The 21,055-nt window shown below is 73.9% G+C and carries 17 protein-coding genes; 12 read left to right on the forward strand and 5 right to left on the reverse strand.

The genetic code is table 11. The annotated features are described in order from the left end of the window. Window positions 1-223: 223 nt before the first annotated feature. The 8 genes from ABZY31_RS18095 to ABZY31_RS18130 all read left to right on the forward strand — a co-directional run bounded on the left by ABZY31_RS18095 (window position 224) and on the right by ABZY31_RS18130 (window position 10,358). A complete protein-coding gene (locus ABZY31_RS18095; RefSeq protein WP_356411271.1) occupies window positions 224-1,516 on the forward strand; it encodes an MFS transporter in 1,293 nt (430 codons plus the stop codon). Window positions 1,517-1,667: 151 nt separating this feature from the next. Then, the gene (locus tag ABZY31_RS18100; protein ID WP_356411488.1) at window positions 1,668-2,459 is read left to right on the forward strand and encodes a TIGR03084 family metal-binding protein; all 792 of its coding nucleotides are present in this window, start codon (window positions 1,668-1,670) and stop codon (window positions 2,457-2,459) included. After that, window positions 2,456-4,201 carry an acyclic terpene utilization AtuA family protein gene (locus ABZY31_RS18105; RefSeq protein WP_356411274.1) on the forward strand — a complete coding sequence of 582 codons (1,746 nt, stop codon included), beginning with the start codon at window positions 2,456-2,458 and terminating at the stop codon, window positions 4,199-4,201. Before ABZY31_RS18100 ends, ABZY31_RS18105 begins: the two co-directional genes overlap by 4 nt. Continuing rightward, window positions 4,198-5,796, forward strand: a complete 1,599-nt coding sequence (locus ABZY31_RS18110; protein WP_356411277.1) for a carboxyl transferase domain-containing protein — start codon at window positions 4,198-4,200, stop codon at window positions 5,794-5,796. Before ABZY31_RS18105 ends, ABZY31_RS18110 begins: the two co-directional genes overlap by 4 nt. Before the next feature lie 8 nt (window positions 5,797-5,804). Then, window positions 5,805-7,799, forward strand: a complete 1,995-nt coding sequence (locus ABZY31_RS18115; RefSeq protein ID WP_356411279.1) for a biotin carboxylase N-terminal domain-containing protein — start codon at window positions 5,805-5,807, stop codon at window positions 7,797-7,799. After that, window positions 7,796-8,959, forward strand: coding sequence for an acyl-CoA dehydrogenase family protein (locus tag ABZY31_RS18120; RefSeq protein WP_356411281.1), 1,164 nt, complete (start codon window positions 7,796-7,798; stop codon window positions 8,957-8,959). The genes ABZY31_RS18115 and ABZY31_RS18120 overlap by 4 nt, the downstream gene beginning before the upstream one ends. A gap of 38 nt (window positions 8,960-8,997) precedes the next feature. After that, window positions 8,998-9,735, forward strand: a complete 738-nt coding sequence (locus tag ABZY31_RS18125) for an enoyl-CoA hydratase family protein (protein WP_356411283.1) — start codon at window positions 8,998-9,000, stop codon at window positions 9,733-9,735. Beyond that, window positions 9,732-10,358 carry a TetR/AcrR family transcriptional regulator gene (locus ABZY31_RS18130; protein ID WP_356411286.1) on the forward strand — a complete coding sequence of 209 codons (627 nt, stop codon included), beginning with the start codon at window positions 9,732-9,734 and terminating at the stop codon, window positions 10,356-10,358. Before ABZY31_RS18125 ends, ABZY31_RS18130 begins: the two co-directional genes overlap by 4 nt. A 27-nt stretch (window positions 10,359-10,385) precedes the next feature. Here the strand turns inward: ABZY31_RS18130 and ABZY31_RS18135 are convergent, their stop codons facing one another. Next, entirely contained in the window at window positions 10,386-11,486 is a 1,101-nt protein-coding gene (locus ABZY31_RS18135) for a citrate synthase 2 (protein WP_356411289.1), read from the reverse strand. Window positions 11,487-11,725: 239 nt separating this feature from the next. On the opposite strand from ABZY31_RS18135, the gene pdxH reads away from it, so the two are divergent. Together pdxH and ABZY31_RS18145 are read left to right on the forward strand one after the other, a co-directional pair. Next, window positions 11,726-12,349 carry a pyridoxamine 5'-phosphate oxidase gene (pdxH, locus tag ABZY31_RS18140; protein ID WP_356411491.1) on the forward strand — a complete coding sequence of 208 codons (624 nt, stop codon included), beginning with the start codon at window positions 11,726-11,728 and terminating at the stop codon, window positions 12,347-12,349. A gap of 376 nt (window positions 12,350-12,725) precedes the next feature. Then, complete coding sequence (locus ABZY31_RS18145; RefSeq protein ID WP_356411292.1) at window positions 12,726-14,045, forward strand: PAS domain-containing protein; 1,320 nt, start codon at window positions 12,726-12,728, stop codon at window positions 14,043-14,045. A gap of 24 nt (window positions 14,046-14,069) precedes the next feature. Here ABZY31_RS18145 and ABZY31_RS18150 read toward each other — a convergent pair whose 3' ends face one another. Both ABZY31_RS18150 and ABZY31_RS18155 read right to left on the reverse strand, forming a co-directional pair. After that, window positions 14,070-15,062, reverse strand: coding sequence for a M48 family metallopeptidase (locus tag ABZY31_RS18150; RefSeq protein WP_356411295.1), 993 nt, complete (start codon window positions 15,060-15,062; stop codon window positions 14,070-14,072). Window positions 15,063-15,424: 362 nt separating this feature from the next. Further along, window positions 15,425-16,180, reverse strand: coding sequence for an SIS domain-containing protein (locus ABZY31_RS18155; protein ID WP_356411297.1), 756 nt, complete (start codon window positions 16,178-16,180; stop codon window positions 15,425-15,427). Between the two features lie 211 nt (window positions 16,181-16,391). Between ABZY31_RS18155 and ABZY31_RS18160 the strand changes: the two genes are divergently transcribed. Both ABZY31_RS18160 and ABZY31_RS18165 read left to right on the forward strand, forming a co-directional pair. Then, complete coding sequence (locus tag ABZY31_RS18160) at window positions 16,392-17,084, forward strand: metal-dependent transcriptional regulator (protein WP_356411299.1); 693 nt, start codon at window positions 16,392-16,394, stop codon at window positions 17,082-17,084. Between the two features lie 283 nt (window positions 17,085-17,367). Further along, on the forward strand, window positions 17,368-18,333 hold the full coding sequence (locus ABZY31_RS18165; RefSeq protein ID WP_356411301.1) for an alpha/beta hydrolase: 966 nt from the start codon (window positions 17,368-17,370) through the stop codon (window positions 18,331-18,333). 162 nt (window positions 18,334-18,495) lie between these two features. Here the strand turns inward: ABZY31_RS18165 and ABZY31_RS18170 are convergent, their stop codons facing one another. Both ABZY31_RS18170 and ABZY31_RS18175 read right to left on the reverse strand, forming a co-directional pair. Further along, window positions 18,496-20,169, reverse strand: a complete 1,674-nt coding sequence (locus ABZY31_RS18170; protein ID WP_356411304.1) for a transporter — start codon at window positions 20,167-20,169, stop codon at window positions 18,496-18,498. Further along, the gene (locus ABZY31_RS18175) at window positions 20,166-20,984 is read right to left on the reverse strand and encodes an ABC transporter ATP-binding protein (protein WP_356411307.1); all 819 of its coding nucleotides are present in this window, start codon (window positions 20,982-20,984) and stop codon (window positions 20,166-20,168) included. The genes ABZY31_RS18170 and ABZY31_RS18175 overlap by 4 nt, the downstream gene beginning before the upstream one ends. Window positions 20,985-21,055 lie beyond the last annotated feature (71 nt).

Raw genomic sequence — 21,055 nt, forward strand, 5'->3', positions numbered from 1 at the left:
CCACGCTAACACAGTTCAACTCCCGCGCACCCCCCGCAACCACCCCCACCCCCACCCTCCAACCCCCCCCCCCTCGCGGCGACGCCGCGACCCGGCGCAGCCGGGCCCCCCACCCCCCAAAGTATCTTGACGTCGAGACAGATCCCCGGCAAGCTGCCTCCGCAAGCAGGTCTCTTGACGTCAAGAGACCTGGAGGGTGCCCGCGGCGTATACGGAGGCGGCAGTGGGGGACGGGGCAACGCTCGGGGCGCGAAACGGCCTGCTCGCGCAGTTGCGTCGCCCGCCCGGGGGGCGGGACGCGCGCATCATGCTGGGTGCGCAGTTGCTGGACCGGACCGGGTCCGGGGTGTGGTCCGCCTCGTCGGTGCTCTACTTCACGTTCGTCGTCGGGCTGGACGTGCGGCGGTTGGGGCTGCTGCTCGGGGTGGCCGGGGTGGCAGGCATCGCCGGGTCACCGTTGGCCGGGTGGCTGGCCGGGCGGTTTCCCGTACGGGCGCTGCTGATCGGGTGCCATCTGCTGCGCGTGGCGACCCTGTGCCTGATGCTCGTGTGCACGCGCTTCGACGTGCTGCTGGCGGTGGTCGCCGTCACGTACCTGGGTGACCGGGCCGCGAAGACGCTGGAGATGCTCTTCGCCACGCGGGTCGCGGGCGATCGGCGCTCCGAGTACCAGGCGCTGACGCGCAGTGCGGCCAACGCCGGTGTGGCCGTGGGGGCCGGAATCGCCGCGATCGGGCTCGCCGTCGGGAGCGCGGCGGCGTACGCGGCGCTGATCCTCGGCAACGCGCTGTCGTTCGTCCTGGCCGCCGCCCTCGTGTGGCGCACCCACGAGCCCCGGGCCCACGGGCGCGTGGCGGCCCGTTCGACCGACGCGGCGCCCGGCGCCCCGCGCAGTCCCTGGCGCGATCGCGGCTACCTGCGGTTCGTGCTGCTGGACATCCCGATGAACCTCGACGACTCGATCCTGAACGTGGGCCTGCCGCTCTGGCTCGTCGGCCACACATCGGCGCCGCACGCGATCGTTCCGGCCTTCCTGGCGATCAACACCGTGCTCGTCGTCGTCCTCCAACTGCGCGTATCCGCCCGGTTCCGGGGCCCGCGCCGGGCCGCCGCAGTGGTGCTCCTCTACGGGCTCACCCTGCTCGGGGGCTGCGTCGCGGTGGCCGTGGCCACCGGCGGCGGGGCCTGGAGGGCGTCGGTCGCGCTGCTCGGCGCCGCGCTGCTGGTCACCGCGGCCGAGCTGGTCCGGTCCGTCAGCTCCTGGGAGCTGGCGGTCTCGCTCGCCCCGGAAGGGTCCCGGGCCGCCTACCTGGGCGTCGCGGGGATGGCCCAGTCCGTGCAGAAGTCCGCCGGACCGCTGCTCCTGACCGGTGTGGTCATGGCGGCCGGACCGGCCGGCTGGCTGGCGCTGGGCGCGGCGGTCGCCGGGCTCTCCGTGGTCCAGCGCCGGGGCTGCCTGCGGCGCTTGGAGGGTCTGACTTCCGTCAACGCACCGGCTCAGCAGGCCCGTTCCTGAAATCGATCCTGGCGGGCAAAAATAATGCAAGCACGCTTGATTGTTTTCTTGTGCGCTGCCACGCTTCCCCCCACAGCCGTGTCCTGGGGTCCCGAGGGAGCGCACCGTGCCCGAGTCGTCGTCCACCGCCGACAGCACCACCGACAACGCCCTGGCAGTCGTCCACGCCGATCTCCGTGAGGAGGGGCGCGCCCTCGACCTGCTGGTCGCCGGGCTGGAAGAGGCCGACTGGGCCCGGGCCACCCCGGCGCCCGGGTGGAGCGTCGCCCACCAGATCGCGCACCTGGCGTGGACCGACCGGGCGTCGCTGCTGGCGCTCACCGACGCCGACGGCTTCGCCGAGCTGGTCGCGGCGGCGCTCGCCGCGCCCGACCGCTTCGTCGACGACGGTGCGCGGGAGGGGGCCGCGCTCCCGCCCGGGGAGCTGCTGACCGGCTGGCGGGCCGGCCGCGAAGCCCTGGACCGGGCGCTCGCCGCGGCCGCGCCCGACGCCCGGTTCCCCTGGTACGGGCCGCCGATGAAGGCCGCCTCGATGGCCAGCGCCCGGCTGATGGAGACCTGGGCGCACGGCCAGGACGTCGCCGACGCGCTCGGCGTGCGCCGGACACCGACCGACCGGCTGCGGCACGTCGCCCGGATCGGGGTGCGGGCCCGCGACTACGCCTTCGCCGTGCGCGGACTGCCCCTACCGGCCGCGGAGTTCCGGGTCGAGCTGACCGCTCCCGACGGGTCGGGCGACGTATGGGCGTACGGTCCCCCGGACGCCGCGCAGCGGGTCAGCGGGCCCGCCCTCGACTTCTGCCTGCTGGTGACCCAGCGGGCCCACCGCGCCGACCTCGCCGTGGTGGCCCGGGGCGCCGACGCCGGGCAGTGGCTGGACATCGCGCAGGCCTTCGCGGGCCCGGCCGGTCCCGGCCGTGCGCCGGGCGGTGGTCCCGCGTGAGCGGCGCGCGGCGCGCGCTGCGCATCGGGAACGCGTCCGGGTTCTACGGCGACCGGTTCGCGGCGGTGCGCGAGATGCTGACCGGCGGCGCGCTGGACGTGCTCACGGGGGACTACCTCGCCGAACTCACCATGCTGATCCTCGGCCGCGACCGGCTGAAGGACCCGGGCCTCGGCTACGCCAAGACCTTCCTGCGCCAGCTGGAGGAGGGCCTCGGCCTGGCGCACGAGCGGGGCGTGCGGATCGTCGCCAACGCGGGCGGCCTCAACCCGGCCGGGCTCGCGGACGCCGTGCGGGCCCTGGCCGCGAAGACGGGCGTACCGGTGCGCGTCGCGCACGTCGAGGGCGATGACGTGATGCCGTACGCCGAAGGGGTGCTGACCGCCAACGCCTACCTCGGCGGCGCCGGGATCGCGGCCTGCCTGCGGGCGGGCGCGGACGTCGTCGTCACCGGCCGGGTGACGGACGCGGCGCTCGTCAGCGGCCCCGCCGCCTGGTGGCACGACTGGGGTCCCGCGGACCACGACCGGCTGGCGGGGGCGGTGGTGGCCGGGCACGTCCTGGAGTGCGGCACCCAGGCGACCGGCGGCAACTACTCGTTCTTCACCCGCCACGGCGGCCCCGCGCGCCCGGTCCACCCCGGGTTCCCGCTCGCCGAGATCGCCGCGGACGGCTCCAGCGTCATCACCAAACACCCCGGCACGGGCGGCGCGGTGACCACCGGAACCGTCACCGCGCAGCTGCTCTACGAGACCCAGGGCGCCCGGTACGCCGGCCCCGACGTGACGGCCCGCCTCGACACCGTGCGGCTCACCGACGAGGGCCCGGACCGGGTCGGGATCGGGGGGGTCCGGGGCGAGGCGCCGCCGCCGACCCTCAAGGCCGGGATCACCCGGATCGGCGGCTGGCGCAACGAGGTCGTCTTCGTCCTGACCGGCCTGGACATCGAGGCGAAGGCGGAACTCGTACGGGCCCAGCTGGCCGGGGTGCTGGAGGGCGTCGCCGACGTCCGCTGGACCCTCGCCCGGACCGATCACGCGGACGCGGACACCCAGGAGGCGGCGAGCGCCCTGCTCCGCCTGGTGGTCCGGGACCCCTCCGCCGACCGGGTCGGGCGCGCCCTGACCGGCGCGGCCGTCGAGCTGGCGCTGGGCAGCTACCCCGGTTTCCACGTGACCGCCCCGCCGGGACCGGCCCAGCCGTACGGAGTGTTCAGCTCCGCCCACCTCCCTGCGGACACCGTCCCCCACGTGGCGGTCCTCCCCGACGGCACCCGCCTGGCCCTCCCGGCGCCCGCGCCCCCCGCACGGGCCCCCGACCCCCTGCCCCTCCCCGCCCCGCCGGCCCCCGCGGCCGCCCCCTCGGCGCCCACCCGCCGCGTCCCCCTCGGGCTGGTGGCCGGGGCCCGCAGCGGGGACAAGGGCGGGGACGCCAACGTCGGGGTGTGGGTGGAGAGCGCGGCCGCCTGGGACTGGCTGCACCGCACCCTCACCGTGGACCTGTTCCGCGAACTGCTCCCCGAGACCCGCACCTTGCGGGTCGTCCGGCACGACCTGCCCGGCCTGCGCGCCCTGAACTTCGTCGTCACCGGCATCCTCGGCGACGGGGTCGCCTCCGGGCACCGCTTCGACCCGCAGGCCAAGGCGCTCGGCGAATGGCTGCGCGCCCGCCACCTCGACGTCCCCGTCAGCCTTCTCCCCCCTCTTCCCCCGCCGTCCCTTCCGGAGGTGAGCCGCCCATGACCCGGCTCGGCACCAGCGTCGACACCCGCGATCCCGACCACCTCGCCCACCGGGCCGCCGCCCTGGAGCGCATCGAAGCCCTCGACGCCGAGCACGCCAAGGCGCTCGCGGGCGGCGGCGAGAAGTACACGGCCCGCCACCGGGCGCGCGGCAAGCTGCTCGCCCGCGAGCGGATCGAGCTGCTCCTGGACCCGGACACCCCGTTCCTGGAGCTGTCCCCGCTCGCGGCCTGGGGCAGCGACTACCCGGTGGGCGCCTCGATGGTCACCGGGATCGGGGTGGTGGAGGGCGTCCAGTGCCTCGTCACCGCCAACGACCCGACCGTGCGCGGCGGTGCCTCCAACCCGTGGACCCTCAAGAAGGCCCTGCGGGCGAACGAGATCGCCCGCGCCAACCGGCTGCCCTGCATCAGCCTGGTCGAGTCCGGCGGCGCCGACCTCCCCTCCCAGAAGGAGATCTTCATCCCCGGCGGGGCGATCTTCCGGGACATCACCCGGCTCTCCGCCGAGGGCATCCCCACCATCGCCGTCGTCTTCGGCAACTCCACCGCGGGCGGCGCCTACGTCCCCGGGATGTCCGACCACACCGTGATGATCAAGGACCGGTCGAAGGTGTTCCTCGGCGGTCCGCCGCTGGTCAAGATGGCGACCGGCGAGGAGAGCGACGACGAGTCGCTCGGCGGCGCCGACATGCACGCCCGCACCTCCGGCCTTGCCGACCACTACGCCCTCGACGAGGAGGACGCGATCCGCCAGGCCCGGCGGATCTTGGCCCGGCTGAACCACCGCCCGGCGCACCCGGAGCCGCAGCCGGCCCCGGAGCCGCTGTACGACGCGGAGGAGCTGCTCGGGATCGTGCCCGCCGACCTCAAGACCCCCTTCGACCCGCGCGAGGTGATCGCCCGCCTCGTCGACGCCTCCGACTTCGACGAGTTCAAGCCGCTCTACGGCACCAGCCTGGTCACCGGCTGGGCGAGCCTGCACGGCTACCCGGTCGGCATCCTCGCCAACGCCCAGGGCGTGCTGTTCAGCGCCGAGTCGCAGAAGGCCGCCCAGTTCATCCAGCTCGCCAACCAGCGCGACATCCCGCTCCTCTTCCTGCACAACACCACCGGCTACATGGTCGGCAAGGAGTACGAGCAGGGCGGGATCATCAAGCACGGCGCGATGATGATCAACGCGGTGTCCAATTCCAAGGTCCCGCACCTGTCCGTCCTCATCGGCGCCTCCTACGGCGCCGGGCACTACGGCATGTGCGGCCGCGCCTACGACCCCCGCTTCCTCTTCGCCTGGCCCGGCGCCAAATCCGCGGTCATGGGTCCCCAGCAGCTCGCGGGCGTCCTCTCGATCGTCGCCCGCGCCTCGGCCGCCGCGAAGGGACAGCCGTACGACGACGAGGCCGACGCCGGGATGCGCGCCTTCGTGGAGCAGCAGATCGAGTCGGAGTCCCTGCCGATGTTCCTGTCCGGGCGGCTGTACGACGACGGGGTCATCGACCCGCGCGACACCCGCACCGTCCTCGGCCTGTGCCTCTCGGCCGTCCACAACGCCCCCGTCGAGGGCGCCCGTGGCGGCTTCGGCGTCTTCCGGATGTGAGCCCCGACATGACCACCTCCACCACCTCCACCTCACCCGAGACCCCCTCCGCCCCGAGCGCGGCCCCCCGGGCGATCGGTTCTCTCCTCGTCGCCAACCGCGGCGAGATCGCGGTACGGATCTTCCGCACCGCCCGCGCCCTCGGCCTCGACACCGTGGCCGTGTACGCCGACCCCGACGCCGGCGCCCTGCACGTCCGGGAAGCCGACGCGGCCGTGCGGCTCCCCGGCGCCGCCCCCGCCGAGACCTACCTGCGCGGCGACCTCCTCGTGCAGGCCGCCCTCGCCGCGGGCGCCGACGCCGTCCACCCCGGGTACGGGTTCCTCTCCGAGAACGCCGGCTTCGCCCGGGCCGTGCGTGCCGCCGGGCTGCTCTGGATCGGACCGCTGCCCGAGGCGATCGAGGCCATGGCCTCCAAGACCCGCGCCAAGGAGCTGATGCGCGCCGCCGGGGTCCCTCTGCTGGACCCCGTCGACCCGGCCACCGCCACGGCCGCCGACCTGCCGCTGCTGCTCAAGGCCGCCGCGGGCGGCGGCGGTCGCGGCATGCGGGTCGTCCGTGAACTGGACTCCCTCAAGGAGGAACTGGAAGCCGCCGCGGCCGAAGCCAGGTCCGCCTTCGGCGACGGCGAGGTCTTCGCCGAGCCCTACGTCGAGCGCGGCCGGCACGTCGAAGTGCAGATCCTCGCCGACGCCCACGGCACCGTCTGGGCCCTCGGCACCCGCGACTGCTCCCTCCAGCGCCGCCACCAGAAGGTCATCGAGGAAGCCCCCGCCCCGGCCCTCCCCGAACGCCTGCGCACCACCCTCCACGAAGCCGCCGTCGCCGCCGCGCGCGCGGTGTCCTACCAGGGCGCGGGCACCGTCGAGTTCCTCGTCACCGCCGACGGCCGCCCGTACTTCCTGGAGATGAACACCCGCCTCCAGGTGGAACACCCCGTTACCGAAGCCGTCTTCGGCCTCGACCTCGTCGCCCTCCAGCTGCGCATCGCCGAAGGCGCCGCCCTGCCCCTGGACCCGCCGCCGCCCACCGGGCACGCCGTCGAGGCCCGGCTCTACGCGGAGGACCCGGCCCGCGACTGGCGCCCCCAGGCGGGCGTCCTGCACACCCTGTCCGTCCCCGGCGACGGGATCCGGATCGACACCGGCTTCTCCGACGGCGACACGGTCGGGGTGCACTACGACCCGATGCTCGCCAAGGTCATCGCCCACGCCCCCACCCGGGCCGAAGCCGTCCGCGCGCTGGCCCGCGCCCTGGCCCGGGCCCGTATCCACGGGCTCACCACCAACCGGGACCTGCTCGTACGCTCCCTGCGCCACCCCGAGTTCACCGCGGCCCGCCTCGACACCGGGTTCTACGCACGCCACCTGGCCGACCTCACCGACGCGGCCCCCGACGCCGGACTCGCCGCCGTCGCCGCCGCCCTCGCCGAAGCCGCCCCCGCCCCCGGCGCCACCCTCGCCACCCGCATCGGTGCCTGGCGCAACGTCCCCTCCCAGCCGCAGCTGCGCCGCTACACCGCCGACGGCACGGAGTACGAGGTCCGCTACCGGCCCGCCCGCAGCGGCCCCCCGCAGCTCGTGGACCACCCCGGCGTGCGCGTCGTGAGCACCGCACCGGAAGCCGTCACCCTCGACGTCGACGGGGTCCACCGGATGTTTCACGTGAAACAGGCACCGAACAAGCCCGAGGTGTACGTCGATTCACCACTCGGCGCGCACACCCTCACCCGCCGCCCCCGCTTCGCCGAACCCCAGGACCGCACCCGACCCGGATCGCTGCTCGCCCCCATGCCCGGCACCGTCGTGCGGATCGCCGAGGGCCTCGCCACCGGCTCCGCCGTCACCGCCGGGCAGCCCCTGCTCTGGCTGGAGGCCATGAAGATGGAGCACCGCATCGTCTCGCCCGCCTCCGGCACGCTCACCGCGCTCCACGCCGCCCTCGGCCGCCAGGTCGAATTCGGCGCCCTGCTCGCCGTCGTCCAGGAGGAACCGCCCGCATGAGCAATTCCGTTGTGGAATCCCAGGAACACCGCGACCTGCGCGCCGCCGTCGCCGCCCTCGGGCAGCGCTACGGCCGCGACTACCTCGCCCGGGTGGCCCGCGAGGGCCGCCACCCCGACGAGCTGTGGGCCGACGCCGCCAAGCTCGGCTACCTCGGCGTCAACCTCCCCGAGGAGTACGGCGGCGGAGGCGGCGGCATCGCCGAACTCTCCATCGTCCTCGAAGAACTCGGCGCCGCGGGCTGCCCGCTGCTGATGATGGTGGTCTCGCCCGCCATCTGCGGCACGGTCATCGCCCGCTTCGGCACCGAAGCCCAGAAGCGAGCCTGGCTCCCCGGCCTCGCCGACGGCAGCCGCACCATGGCCTTCGGCATCACCGAACCCGACGCCGGCTCCAACTCCCACCGCATCACCACCACCGCCCGCCGCGACGGCGACGACTGGGTGCTCACCGGCCGCAAGGTCTTCATCTCCGGCGTGGACATCGCCGACGCCACCCTCATCGTCGGCCGCACCGAAGACGCCCGCACCGGACGCCTCAAGCCCTGCCTCTTCATCGTGGACCGGGACGCTCCCGGCTTCACCCGTTCGGTCATAGACATGGAGCTCCACGCTGCCGAGAAGCAGTTCGAACTCGTCCTCGACGAGGTCCGGCTGCCCGCCGAAGCACTGGTCGGCGACGAGGACGCCGGCCTGCTCCAGCTCTTCGCCGGACTCAACCCCGAACGCGTCATGACCGCCGCATTCGCCATCGGCATGGGCCGCTACGCCCTGGCCACAGCGGTGGACTACGCCCGCACCCGGCAGGTGTGGAAGGAGCCCATCGGCGCCCACCAGGCCATCGCCCACCCCCTGGCAGCCGTGCACATCGAACTCGAACTGGCCCGCCTGATGATGCGCAAGGCCGCCCACCTCTACGACGCCGGAGACGACGCGGGCGCCGGAGAAGCCGCCAACATGGCCAAGTACGCTGCCGCCGAGGCCTGCGTACGGGCGGTGGACCAGTCCGTCCACACGCTGGGCGGCAACGGCCTCACCCGCGCATACGGACTCGCCTCCCTCATCACCGCGTCCCGGGTGGCCCGTATCGCACCCGTCAGCCGCGAGATGATCCTCAACTTCGTCTCGCACCAGACCCTGGGCCTGCCCAAGTCGTACTAGCACGCCGCACCGCAACGGAAAGGGCCGGAGGAACGGACATGACCCCGATCATCGGATCCGCGCACAGCCGCGGCATCACCACCCTCACGCTCGACTCACCCGGCAACCGCAACGCGCTCTCCGCGGAACTCGTCGGCGAGCTGCGCGCCGCCCTCGCCGCGGCGGGAGCGGACCCGGCGGTCCGGGCCATCGTCCTCACCCACACCGGTGGCACCTTCTGCGCCGGGGCGGACCTGAAGAACCCCTTCGCACCCGAGGACTTCCTGGCCCTCCTGCGCGAACTGGCCGAGCTGCCCAAGCCGGTCGTGGCCCGGGTGACCGGCCACGTCCGGGCCGGCGGCCTCGGGCTGCTCGGGGCCTGCGACATCGCCGCCGGCGGCCCGCAGTCCTCGTACGCCTTCACCGAGAGCCACCTGGGCCTCGCCCCGGCGGTCATCTCCATCCCGCTGCTGCCCCGGCTCGACCCCCGGGCCGCGGCCCGCTACTTCCTCACCGCCGAGCGCTTCGGGCCGGCCGAGGCCGCCCGGATCGGCCTGCTCACCCTGCACGCAGACGAGGTCGACCACGCCCTCGAACCGGTCCTCGCCGGGCTGCGCAAGGCCTCCCCGCAGGGCCTCGCCGCCTCGAAGGCGCTGGTCACCGCGCCCGTACGAGCGGCCCTGGAGCGGGACGGAACACGGCTGACGGAGCTGTCCGCGTCCCTCTTCGGCTCCACCGAGGCCCGCGAGGGCATCACCGCCCTCTTCGAGCGCCGGAACCCGTCATGGGCGTCATGACCGACCCCGGCCGGCCGGGCGCCCGCCCGACCCACGCCGGACCCAAGCAGGCCCGCAGCCGGGTCACCCGCCGCCACCTCCTGGAGGCGGCCGTCTCCTGCCTCGCCGAACACGGCTGGGCGGGCTCCACCGTCGCCGTGGTCGCCGAGCGCGCCGGCGTCTCCCGGGGCGCGGCCCAGCACCACTTCCCCACCCGCGAGTCCCTGTTCACGGCCGCCGTCCAGTACGTCGCCGAGGAACGCTCCACCGCCCTGCGCGAGCTGTTCCACACGGCCCCCGCGCCGCGCGCCGAGGTCGTCCACGCCGTGGTCGACCTGTACACGGGCGCGCTCTTCCGGGCGGCCCTCCAGCTGTGGGTGGCCGCCTCCAACGAGGAGCAGCTGCGGCCCCCGGTCGTCGAACTGGAGGCCAAGGTCGGGCGCGAGACCCACCGCATCGCCGTGGAGCTCCTGGGCGCCGACGAGTCCGTACCCGGCGTGCGGGAGAGCGTCCAGGGCTTCCTGGACATGGCGCGCGGGCTGGGCCTGGCGAACGTCCTCACCGACGACACCGCCCGCCGGGAACGGGTGGTCACCCAGTGGGCGGCCATCCTGGACACCGCCCTGGGCCCGGCCCCGGACTGACCGGGGGCGGGCCCGAGGACGGGCGGGTTACTGCGCGATGTCGCCGTAGCCCTCGACGGCCTGCGGGGCGCGGGAGCCCGGGCCGACGTAGCGCGCCGACGGCCGGACCAGGCGGCCCGTGCGCTTCTGCTCCAGGATGTGCGCGGACCACCCGGCGGTACGGGCGCAGGTGAACATCGAGGTGAACATGTGCGCCGGGACCTCCGCGAAGTCCAGCATGATCGCGGCCCAGAACTCCACGTTCGTCGCGAGCACCCGGTCGGGACGCCGCGCGTGCAGCTCCTCCAGCGCGGCCTTCTCCAGCGCCGCCGCCACCTCGTAGCGCGGCGCGTCCAGCTCCTTGGCGGTGCGGCGCAGCACGCGGGCGCGCGGGTCCTCGGCGCGGTAGACGCGGTGGCCGAAGCCCATCAGCCGCTCGCCCTTGTCCAGGGCCTTCTTCACGTACGCCACCGCGTCACCGGTGCGCTCGATCTCCTCGATCATGCCCAGCACCCGGGACGGCGCCCCGCCGTGCAGCGGCCCCGACATGGCGCCGACGGCGCCGGACAGGGCGGCGGCCACATCGGCGCCGGTGGACGCGATGACCCGGGCGGTGAAGGTGGAGGCGTTCATGCCGTGCTCGGCGGCCGAGGTCCAGTAGGCGTCGACGGCCTTGACGTGCTTCGGATCGGGCTCGCCGCGCCAGCGGATCATGAAGCGCTCGACGACGGAGTCGGCCTTGTCGATCTCGCTCTGCGGCACCATGGGCAGGCCCTGGCCGCGGGCGGACTGGGCGACGTACGACAGGGCCATCACGGCCGCGCGCGCGAGGTCGTCACGGGCGGTGGCCTCGTCGATGTCCAGCAGCGGCCGCAGGCCCCACACCGGCGCCAGCATGGCCAGCGCGGACTGGACGTCGACCCGGATGTCCCCGGAGTGCACCGGGATCGGGAAGGGCTCGGCGGCGGGCAGGCCCGGGTTGAACGCACCGTCGACCAGCAGGCCCCAGACGTTCCCGAAGGACACGTGACCGACCAGGTCTTCGATGTCGACCCCCCGGTAGCGGAGGGATCCGCCCTCCTTGTCGGGTTCGGCGATCTCGGTCTCGAACGCGACGACCCCTTCGAGCCCGGGTACGAAGTCGGACATCAGGCGGCTCCTCAGATAGATGCGAACACGCGCGGCTCCCGGCGTGATTCGCGGTCCGGCGCGGTCATCCCCGTTGATGCCCGGCGGGGCCGTTGGTCACCCTCCCGGGAACCAGCGGACCGGCCCCAAGATTTTGTCCGCTCGGGATGTCCTGCGGAAGCGTGACATACGGCACACCCCCGGAAGTCCTCCTGCGGCAGGATGGCGGGGTGACAGAAAAGGATCTCGACCCCGCCCTCATGAGGATGCACTACCGCTCGGAGATCCTCGCCGAGGACGCCCTCGCCGCGGACCCCATGGAGCAGTTCGGGCAGTGGTTCCGCCAGGCCGCCGACGCGCGCCTCTTCGAGCCGAACGCGATGGTCCTCTCGACCGCCACTCCGGACGGGCGGCCCAGCTCGCGCACGGTGCTGCTCAAGCAGTTCGACAACCGCGGCTTCGTCTTCTTCACCAACTACGGCTCGCGCAAGGGCACGGAACTGGCCGCGAACCCCTCCGCCGCCCTGCTCTTCCCGTGGCACCCGATCGCCCGCCAGGTCCTGGTCACCGGCAGCACGGTGCGGATCGGCCGGGACGAGACCGCCGCCTACTTCCGCTCGCGGCCGCACGGCTCGCAGCTGGGAGCCTGGGCGAGCGAGCAGTCCCGGGTCATCTCCTCGCGCGCCGAACTCGACCGCCGCTACGAGGAACTCGCGCGGCGCTACCCGGAGGGGGAGCAGGTACCGGTGCCGCCGGAATGGGGCGGGATCCGCGTGGTCCCGCGGGAGGTCGAGTTCTGGCAGGGCCACGCGAACCGCCTGCACGACCGGCTGAAATACGTCCTCGACGGCGAGAAGTGGCGCGTGGAGCGCCTCTGCCCGTAGCTCCAGCCCGGCGGCCGGGAAAAACAGACGACCCGCGGGCTCGGGTTTCTCTCCTGCAGTGAGAGAAGCCGGCCGGACGTACCGGCGAGCCCGCGGGTCGGGTGACTGCTGTGGATTGGCGCCGACGAACCTTGTCGGCACTGCACTGCTTGGGTGCGTACGACAACGGGCGTCAGCCCGCAGTCACCTCACGCGTCCGGTTGCCAGACATTTCCGGAACCACCTCCCTTCTCGTGTACGGCAAGCCTAGGACGGCGCCGCGCCCCCCTCAAGCGATTTAATTCGGGGGAATCCGGTGAATCAGGTGTGGGCTGCGTCACGTTCCAGTTCAATGATCTGACGTGCCGCACACGCGAACACCTGCAGGGGGTCCCAGGTGAGTGCTTTCGGACGTAGTGAGACCACCGATGATCTGCTCGCCGCGCTGCTGGACGGGATGGACGCGGCGCTCTGCGCGTTCGACGCCGACGGGGTGATCACGCACTGGAACCGTGAGGCCGAGCGGATCCTCGGGTGGTCGGCCGCCGAGGCCGTGGGGCGGCGGGGGTTCGCCGGGTGGGCGGCGCGGGCCGCCGACGCGCAGGACGTCGAGGCCAGGCTGATGGCCGCGCAGGACGTGCCCGGTCGGCAGGTGCACGAGTTCGCGCTGCTCACCAAGGACGGCGGCCGGGTGCTCGTACGGACCCAGTCGGCCGGGGTGCCGGGCGCGGACGGGAAGCCGGCCGGGGTGTACTGCGCGTTCAGCGAGGTGCACGCGCAGATCGACCTGGAGCGCTCCATCGCGCTCAGCGAGGCGCTGCTGGACGACGCTTCCTGGGGGGTCGTGCTCGTCGACGTGGACCTGCGGCCCGCCGTGGTCAACGCGCGGGCGGCCACCGCCTTCGGTTCGGGGCGGACCGCGCTGCTGGGGCGGCCGCTCGGGGAGCTGCTCGCGCAGGGCGTGGAGGAGCTGGAGGGCGCGCTCCAGCACGTCCTGGCCGAGGGGCCGCCGCCCGGGCCGGTGGAGCTGTGGGTGTCGGTACGGACGTCCGCGGGCCTGCGGCGGCGCTGCTGGCGCAGTGGCTTCCTGCGGCTGGCCTCGCCGCTGGCGGAGGAGCCGGTGCCGCTGGGTGTCGGCTGGCTGTTCCAGGACGTCACGGAGGCCCGGCAGGCCGAACTGGACACCGCGCAGCTGCGGTTCCGTTCCCAGCAGCTGCACCGGGCGGGCCGGGCGGCGGGGGAGTGCGAGGAGCCGGCGGAGGCGGCCGCGGTCCGGCTGGAGTTCGCGCTGGCCGGGTTCGCGGACCACGCGCTGATCGACGTACTGGCCGCGGACGGGGCGCGGCTGGTCCGCTCGCCCGTGTCACCGACGGGGGCGGTGCCCGCGGCGGGCCCGCTGCTGCCGGGGCCGGGGGCGATCCCGGTGCGCTACGAGCCCGGGCACCCGGCGCTCCAGGCGCTGGACCGGATCGGGTCGGTCCGGGCCAGCGCGCCGGACGGCGCGGCGGGGGAGGGCTGGGCCGGCGCCCGCCACTGGCCGCGGGGCGCGGCGCACGGGCTGTGCGTGGTGCTGCGCAGCCGGGGCCGGAGCCTGGGCGTCCTGACGTTCCTGCGCGGCCCGTCCCGTCCGCCGTTCGACCGGGTGGACGCCGCCTACGCGGAGGAGGTCGCCTCCCGGGTGGCGATGGACCTGGCCCTGTCGACCTCCGCGGTGTGAGCGGAGGACGGACCGCCCGCCCGGTCAGCCCGCGTGGTGGCGGATGACCTCGCGCGCCACCGCGGCGGCCCGCCGCCCGTCGTAGCCGACCCGGGCCCGCTCCGGCGCACGCCGTTCGAGGCACTGGCGGCGCAGGTGCGTGGGCGGGTGCGTGTCGTCCACGCTGTGCCCGCGCAGGGCGGCGACCCGGCGCAGCCGCTCGTACTCGTGCTCCGGTACGGACGCCAGGTGCGCCGCGATCCGCTCCCACAGCCCCTGCTCGGCGGCTTCCCGGGCGGCATGCCCGGCCCGCCCGCCGGTCATCTGGGCCGCCACGGACTCCCGGCGCAGCTCCACCTCGACCGACCCGCTCACCAGCAGCCGGTCCATCAGGCCCACCGCGCCCGCGGTCGAACCGGCCCGCGCGGCGCCCAGGTCCGCCTGGTACTCGGCCCGCTGGGAGGCGCGCAGGGTGAGGCGGTCGAGCAGGAGCAGGAGGCCGTACGCCGCGCAGCGCGGGAGGTGGCCCACGATGTTGAACAGCGTGTCCCACACGGTGGTCGCCCGGCTCGGCGCCAGCGCGGTCACCCAGAGGGCGAGGGAGCGCAGCGCCCCGTGGGTGAGCGCCCCGTGCCGCAGGTCCCCGTTGGCGAAGTGCCCCAGCTCGTGCCCGAGCAGCGCGACCCGCTCCTGCGGTTCGAGGACCTCCCACAGGCCGAGGCCCAGGATCAGCAGCCGGCGGCGGCGGATCCCGTACGTCGTCACGGCGGCGTTGACGTCGCCGCTCACCGCGACGGCGTGCACACCGGTGGTGCCGGTGACGGCGGCCACCTCGTCGATCAGCGCGAACAGCTCGGGCGCGTCCGGGCGGCGCAGCACCGGCCCGCCGTCCGGCAGCCGTCCCGGCCGGGGCCGCAGGGCGACGGCCACCGCGAGCAGGACGAGGCCTTCGACCGGCTCGATCCCGGTCTCCCAGCCCAGCACGATCAGCAGCAGCCCGGCCACCAGCAGCGCCGCGGTGAAGCCGTGCACCAGCACGGCCAGCGCGAGGGCGGTCAGCGAGGCCGCGTCCCGGAGCGGCCGGCCGGGGCCCGTGCCCTCCCGCCATAGCGGCGGCGAGTTGTGTGCCGTGCCGCAGCGCCAGCCGGCGGCGGGACGCGGCGAGCCGGCCCGGCCCGGGGTCCGGCGCGCCGGGGTCCACGTTCCAGTCGCAGGCCGCGCACCAGACGACGAACCGGTCGTCGGTGGCGGTGAGCGGCGCCGCGCAGTGCGGGCACACCCGTTCCCTCTGTTCCCCCGGTGCGGTGACCACGGACCCCTGTTCCATGCTTCCCGTTCCCCCACCCGTGCGAGCCCTCGGCGGGCGCGCGGTCAGGGGAGCGTAGCCGGAAGGGGCGGGCTCAGTGGCGGAAGAAGATGCGGTCCCCGTACTCCTGCATGACGCGGCCGTTCCACTCATGGCCACCGTCGACGTTGCCCGACCGCAGCAGCGGGGGTTCGATGCCGCGGGCGGCGAGGTCGCCGGCCGCCGCGGCCATCACGGCCTGCATGATCGCGCTGGTGACGACCGTGGACGCCGGGGCGAAGGGGGCGTCGATGCCCTCCAGGCTCAGCTCGGCGTCGCCCACGGCGATCTTGCTGTCGAGGACGATGTCGCAGTGGTCCCGCAGGAAGGTGCCCGAGGCGTGCCGCGAACGGGTCTCGGTCGCGTAGGCCACCGAGGTCACGCCGATCACCTTGAGGCCGATGGCCCGCGCGTTCATCGCCATCTCGACGGGCAGTGCGTTGCGCCCGGAGAGGGAGATGATCACGAGGACGTCGCCGTCGGCGGCCGGGCTGCTGTCCAGGACCGCTGCCGCCAGCCCGTCCACCCGCTCCAGCGCACTGCCGAGCGTCGCGGGCATGACGTCGATGCCGGCGGTGCCGGGGACGGCGAGGAAGTTCATCAGCGCGAGGCCGCCGGCCCGGTAGACCACGTCCATCGCGGGGAGGGAGGAGTGTCCGGCGCCGAAGGCGAAGAGCCGGTTTCCGGCGGCGACGGCGTCGGCGATCACGGCGCCGGCCCCGGCGATGTTCGAGGACTCCTCTTCACGCACCCGTTCCAGGAGGCCGATGGCGGCATCGATGAACTGACCGGCCAGCTTGCTCTCGCTCATGCGCTGAGGGGCCCTTCCGGGGGTGGGGTGCGTCCGTGTCCGCCGCTCACCGTGCGGTCTGGACCAAGGGCGTGTCAATACCGGCGTCAATCCGGGGGCGGGGGCTCCGAGGGGGTCCGGGACGGCCCTTGCCCTCCGGCACGGGACGGTTGTCGGCCTGATGCGTCAGAATTGGGTGCAGGGCCAGCGCACGATATCCCGAGGGGCACGAATGTCCGGACTGATCGATACCACGGAGATGTATCTCCGCACCATCCTCGAGCTGGAAGAGGAAGGCGTGGTCCCCATGCGCGCCCGGATTGCGGAGCGGCTCGATCAGAGCGGCCCGACGGTCAGCCAGACGGTGGCACGCATGGAGCGCGACGGCCTGGTGGCCGTCGCCAGCGACCGGCACCTGGAGCTGACGGAGGAGGGGCGCCGGCTGGCCACGCGCGTGATGCGCAAGCACCGGCTGGCCGAGTGCCTCCTCGTCGACGTGATCGGACTCGAATGGGAGCAGGTGCACGCGGAGGCCTGTCGCTGGGAGCACGTGATGAGCGAAGCGGTGGAGCGGCGGGTGCTGGAGCTGCTGCGCCACCCGACCGAGTCGCCGTACGGGAACCCGATCCCGGGTCTGGAGGAGCTGGGCGAGAAGGCCGAGGCGGATCCGTTCCTCGACGACAGCATGGTGAGCCTGGCGGAGCTGGACCCGGGCGCCGACGGCAAGACCGTGGTCGTCCGGCGGATCGGCGAGCCGATCCAGACGGACGCCCAGCTCATGTACACGTTGCGGCGGGCGGGCGTGCAGCCCGGCTCGGTCGTCAGCGTGACGGAGTCGCCGGGCGGGGTGCTGGTGGGCAGTGGCGGCGAGGCCGCCGAGCTGGAGGCGGAAGTCGCCTCGCACGTGTTCGTGGCCAAGCGGTGACCGTCGGGATCTTCCGGGCGGGGTAGCGCTCGCGGTGGGGGCGGTCCCGGTGCCTCACGGCACCGGGACCGGTCCTCCCCTTGTGACCCGGAGCCCCGAGCTCTCAAGGTCATCCCCTCGGACCGTCTTCCCCGAGCGGCCCGCCTCCCGTTGAAGATCTCCCCTCGGCAGCGGCGGCCAATCCTTGAGCAAGGTCATTCGAAAGAGTGGTGTTGCGGTCGAGAAGGCAGTTTTCGAATGCGGGTTCGATAGTCTGGCGGGGAGCGAAGGGGGTGCATCTGCGGTGGTACAGCGCTTCGATGTAACGGGGTCCGACGGCGTACGCCTCGCGGCCTGGGAGTTCCGGGAACCCGCCGCCCCAGGCGCCCCCGGCGAGGACGCGGGGGCGGGGGCCGCGGGGTCCGGCTCCGGTGCCGGTTCCGGGTCCGACCCGGAATCCGCACCGGGATCCGTACCGGGGCCCGGCTCCGGCGTGCTGTTACTCCACGGCCTGATGGGCCGTGCCTTCCACTGGGCCGGTACTGCCCGCTGGCTCGCCGAGCGGCGCCGCGTCGTCGCCCTCGACCAGCGCGGCCACGGCCAGAGCGAACGCCTGGCCAACGGACCGGACATCCCGGCCGCCTTCGCCCGCGAGGCCTTCGTGGCCGACGCCGAAGCCGCCGTAGAACAGCTCGGCCTGGCTCCCGTCACGCTCATCGGGCACTCCATGGGCGCTCTCACCGCCTGGCAGCTCGCCGCCCGCCGGCCCGACCTCGTCGAAGCCCTCGTCATCTGTGACATGCGGGCCTCCGCGCTCGGTGCGGCCTCGCAGCGGGAGTGGGAGGAGTGGTTCCACCGGTGGCCTCTGCCGTTCCCCACGCAGGACGCCGCCCGCCGCTGGTTCGGCGAGGACGATCCCCGGGTCGAGCGGCCCGATCCCGGGCGCGGTGCCTTCTTCGCCGAGGTCATGCACCAGGCGCAGGACGGGTGGCGCCCCCTCTTCTCCCGTCGGCAGATGCTCACCGCACGCGAGACGTGGGTGCACGACGCGCACTGGGAGGAGCTGGCGCAGGTCCGGTGCCCGACGCTGGTGGTACGGGGGCTGGACGGGGAGTTGGGGCGGGCCGAGGCGCAGGAGATGGTGCGGGTGTTGCCGGCGGGGCAGTATGCGGAGATTCCTGATGCCGGGCACTACGTGCACTACGACCAGCCCGGGGCTTGGCGGGCGGTGCTCGAACCGTTCCTTGACGGGGTCCGGGCGTCTGCCTGACGGGTGGGCCGGGGGCGGGCCGCTGCGCGGAGCCGTCCCCGACCCGCCCTTCCTCCGTTCCCCGGGCTCCGCCCGGACCCGGTCCTCAAGCGACTGACGGGCTGGGGGAGGGGGTCCGGACGGGGCTGGGATGCGGGCTCCGCCCGGACCCGGACCCGAGAGTCAGCCCTTGCTTACCGCTGTCAGGATTTCCGGGAGGCGGCGGGCGACGGTGGGGGCGGACAGGCGTAGGCCCGTCCACGCGGTCAGGGTGCCGTAGGCGGCGCCCACCGGGAGCAGCAGCCACAGAACGCCGTGCAGGTCCGCCACGTGCAGCCAGATGGTCAGCGCGATCAGCGGTGCGCACAGCAGGGCCGAGGAGACCAGGCCGAGGAAGATGCCGAGCCAGGCCAGCCCCGCCTGTCCCGGGGCGACGTTCTTGAACGCACCGTCGGTCGGGATGGAGTACGGGAAGCGGGCCGAGGCCAGCGCCCCCGCGCACAGCATCGCGCCCAGCAGCGCCAGCGAGAGCCCGATGACCTCCGGCAGGGCGGCCCAGTCGCCCACCATCGCCGCCGTCACCACGGTCACGAGCACCGTGTACGGGACGGTGACCAGGGCCAGCGCGAGGGCCCGGGCGTGCAGTTCGGCGTAGGCCTCGCGCGGGGTCGAGATGGTCTGGGCGACCATCCAGAACGCCGAGGTGTCCTGCCCGAACTGGTTGTACATCTGGACGCCGAGCATGCCCGCCCCGAAGCAGGCGAGGTAGACGGAACCCTGTCCCTGGAGGGCGTTGGCGACGGGGATGATCAGGCCGACGGCCAGCGAAGTCGCCCAGCCGGCCTTCGTCTTGGGGTCGCGGACGGCGTACCGCAGGGCGCGCTGGATGACCGCCCCGGTCCGTCCGTCCGGCAGCAGGGACCGGGAACCGGCCCCCTCCGCCCGCCCGGTGCCGCGCTTCTTCGCCGGACCGGCCGCCGCGAGGGTGGAGCCGTCCGGGGTGACCATCAGGTGGGTGAGGGTCCGTTCCCAGAACCGCAGCAGCAGCGCGATCGCGCCGACGGTCAGCGCGAGCTGGGCGGCGGCGACCGCGTACGCGCCCCGGCTGACCGAGTCGACCATGCCGAGGGCGGTCGCGGGCGGCAGCCAGCGCACCACGGCCTCGGCGGGTTCCAGGGTGCTCAGGCCGCCGTCCTGGAAGAGCCGCTGGCTGGCGAAGTTGGCGAACTGGGCGCCGATCGCGATCAGCAGGCCGCTGAGCACGGCCAGGTCCCGGCCCTTGCGGCTGTTCAGCAGCCGGACGTTGGCGGTGGCCACCGCCCGCGCCAGGGCCACGCAGCCGAGCAGCAGCAGCGGCACCCCGAGGACGGCGGCGATCACACCCGCCGGTCCGTGGGCCACCGCGACGGCCGATCCGACGGCGAGGCACAGCGTGAAGAGCGGTCCTATGCCGACGAGCGAGGACGCCAGCAGGGCCCGCACCAGCGGCCGGGGCCGCAGCGGCAGCATCACCAGCCGGCTCGGGTCGAGGGTCTCGTCCCCGCTGGGGAAGAACAGCGGCATCACCGACCAGAACAGGGCCAGGATCGCGGCGAGCAGCACCACGACCGTGCCCGCGTGCGCGTTCCCGCGCAGCAGGGCCAGGCCGAACATCTGGAACCCGCCGACGACGAGCGCCAGGACCAGCGTGCCGAGGTAGGCCGCCTTCCGCTTCGACGAACCCCGGAGGCCATTGCGGAGCAGGGACAGTTTGAGCCGGACGAAGACCGCCGTGAGCGGGACCTCGGCGGAGCCGTTCCCCCGGCCCGCCCCCGTTCCCGTCCCGGAGCCGGCGACGGGCGCCGTGGCCGCGCTCATCGGGCGGCCGCCCCGCCGCCGAGCCAGTCCAGCGATTCGCCCGTGTCGAGACCGTGCGCGCCGACCAGTTCGAGGAAGGCGTCCTGCAGGCTGGGAGCGCTGCCGCGGACAGTGTCCAGCGGGCCGGCGGCGCGAATCTGCCCGGCCGCCATGACGGCGACCCAGTCGCAGAGCGACTCGACCAGCTCCATCACGTGCGAGGAGAAGACGACCGTGGCGCCGGAGGCGGTGTAACGTTCCAGCACCCGGCGGATGGTCTGCGCCGACACGGGGTCCACGCCCTCGAACGGCTCGTCCAGGAAGAGCACTTCGGGGTTGTGCAGCAGGGCGGCCGCGAGGCCGATCTTCTTGCGCATGCCGGTGGAGTAGTCCACGACGAGCTTGTGCTGGGAGCCCGCGAGGTCCAGGACGTCGAGCAGCTGCGTCGCCCGCTTGTCCGTCTCCGGGCCCGGCAACCCGCGCAACCGGCCCATGTAGCCGAGCAGTTCCCGCCCGGACAACCGTTCGAAGAGCCGCAGCCCCTCCGGCAGCACGCCGATCCGGGATTTGACCTGAACCGGGTCCTGCCATACGTCATGTCCGGCGACCTCGACGCGGCCCTGGTCCGGGCGCAGCAGCCCGGTCACCATCGACAGCGTGGTGGTCTTGCCGGCGCCGTTCGGTCCGACGAGACCGATGAACTGCCCCGCGGGCAGCTCCAGATCGATCCCCCCGACCGCGATCTGCTCGCCGAACCGCTTCCACAGCCCTTCGATCCGTACGGCGGGGGCGGCCACCTGTGCCGTGTCCCCCGTCGACAATGCCTGGTCCGGCATCGCGCCCTGCCTCTCGTTCTGTCCCCGTGGGTCGAGTTCACCTTACGAGGGCAGGCAGCGGCAGTTGAAGG

Origin of the sequence: Streptomyces sp. NPDC006529, assembly GCF_040611795.1 — a bacterium.
GTDB lineage: Bacteria > Actinomycetota > Actinomycetes > Streptomycetales > Streptomycetaceae > Streptomyces.

Bases quoted from the DNA above. Each gene is read 5' to 3' on its own strand.
- ABZY31_RS18160 (WP_356411299.1), top strand. From the start codon at position 16,392: ATGTCCGGACTGATCGATACCACGGAGATGTATCTCCGCACCATCCTC.
- ABZY31_RS18120 (WP_356411281.1), top strand. From the start codon at position 7,796: ATGAGCAATTCCGTTGTGGAATCCCAGGAACACCGCGACCTGCGCGCC.
- pdxH (WP_356411491.1), top strand. From the start codon at position 11,726: ATGAGGATGCACTACCGCTCGGAGATCCTCGCCGAGGACGCCCTCGCC.
- ABZY31_RS18170 (WP_356411304.1), bottom strand. From the start codon at position 20,169: ATGAGCGCGGCCACGGCGCCCGTCGCCGGCTCCGGGACGGGAACGGGG.
- ABZY31_RS18115 (WP_356411279.1), top strand. From the start codon at position 5,805: ATGACCACCTCCACCACCTCCACCTCACCCGAGACCCCCTCCGCCCCG.
- ABZY31_RS18135 (WP_356411289.1), bottom strand. From the start codon at position 11,486: ATGTCCGACTTCGTACCCGGGCTCGAAGGGGTCGTCGCGTTCGAGACC.
- ABZY31_RS18125 (WP_356411283.1), top strand. From the start codon at position 8,998: ATGACCCCGATCATCGGATCCGCGCACAGCCGCGGCATCACCACCCTC.
- ABZY31_RS18110 (WP_356411277.1), top strand. From the start codon at position 4,198: ATGACCCGGCTCGGCACCAGCGTCGACACCCGCGATCCCGACCACCTC.
- ABZY31_RS18130 (WP_356411286.1), top strand. From the start codon at position 9,732: ATGACCGACCCCGGCCGGCCGGGCGCCCGCCCGACCCACGCCGGACCC.
- ABZY31_RS18155 (WP_356411297.1), bottom strand. From the start codon at position 16,180: ATGAGCGAGAGCAAGCTGGCCGGTCAGTTCATCGATGCCGCCATCGGC.
- ABZY31_RS18175 (WP_356411307.1), bottom strand. From the start codon at position 20,984: ATGCCGGACCAGGCATTGTCGACGGGGGACACGGCACAGGTGGCCGCC.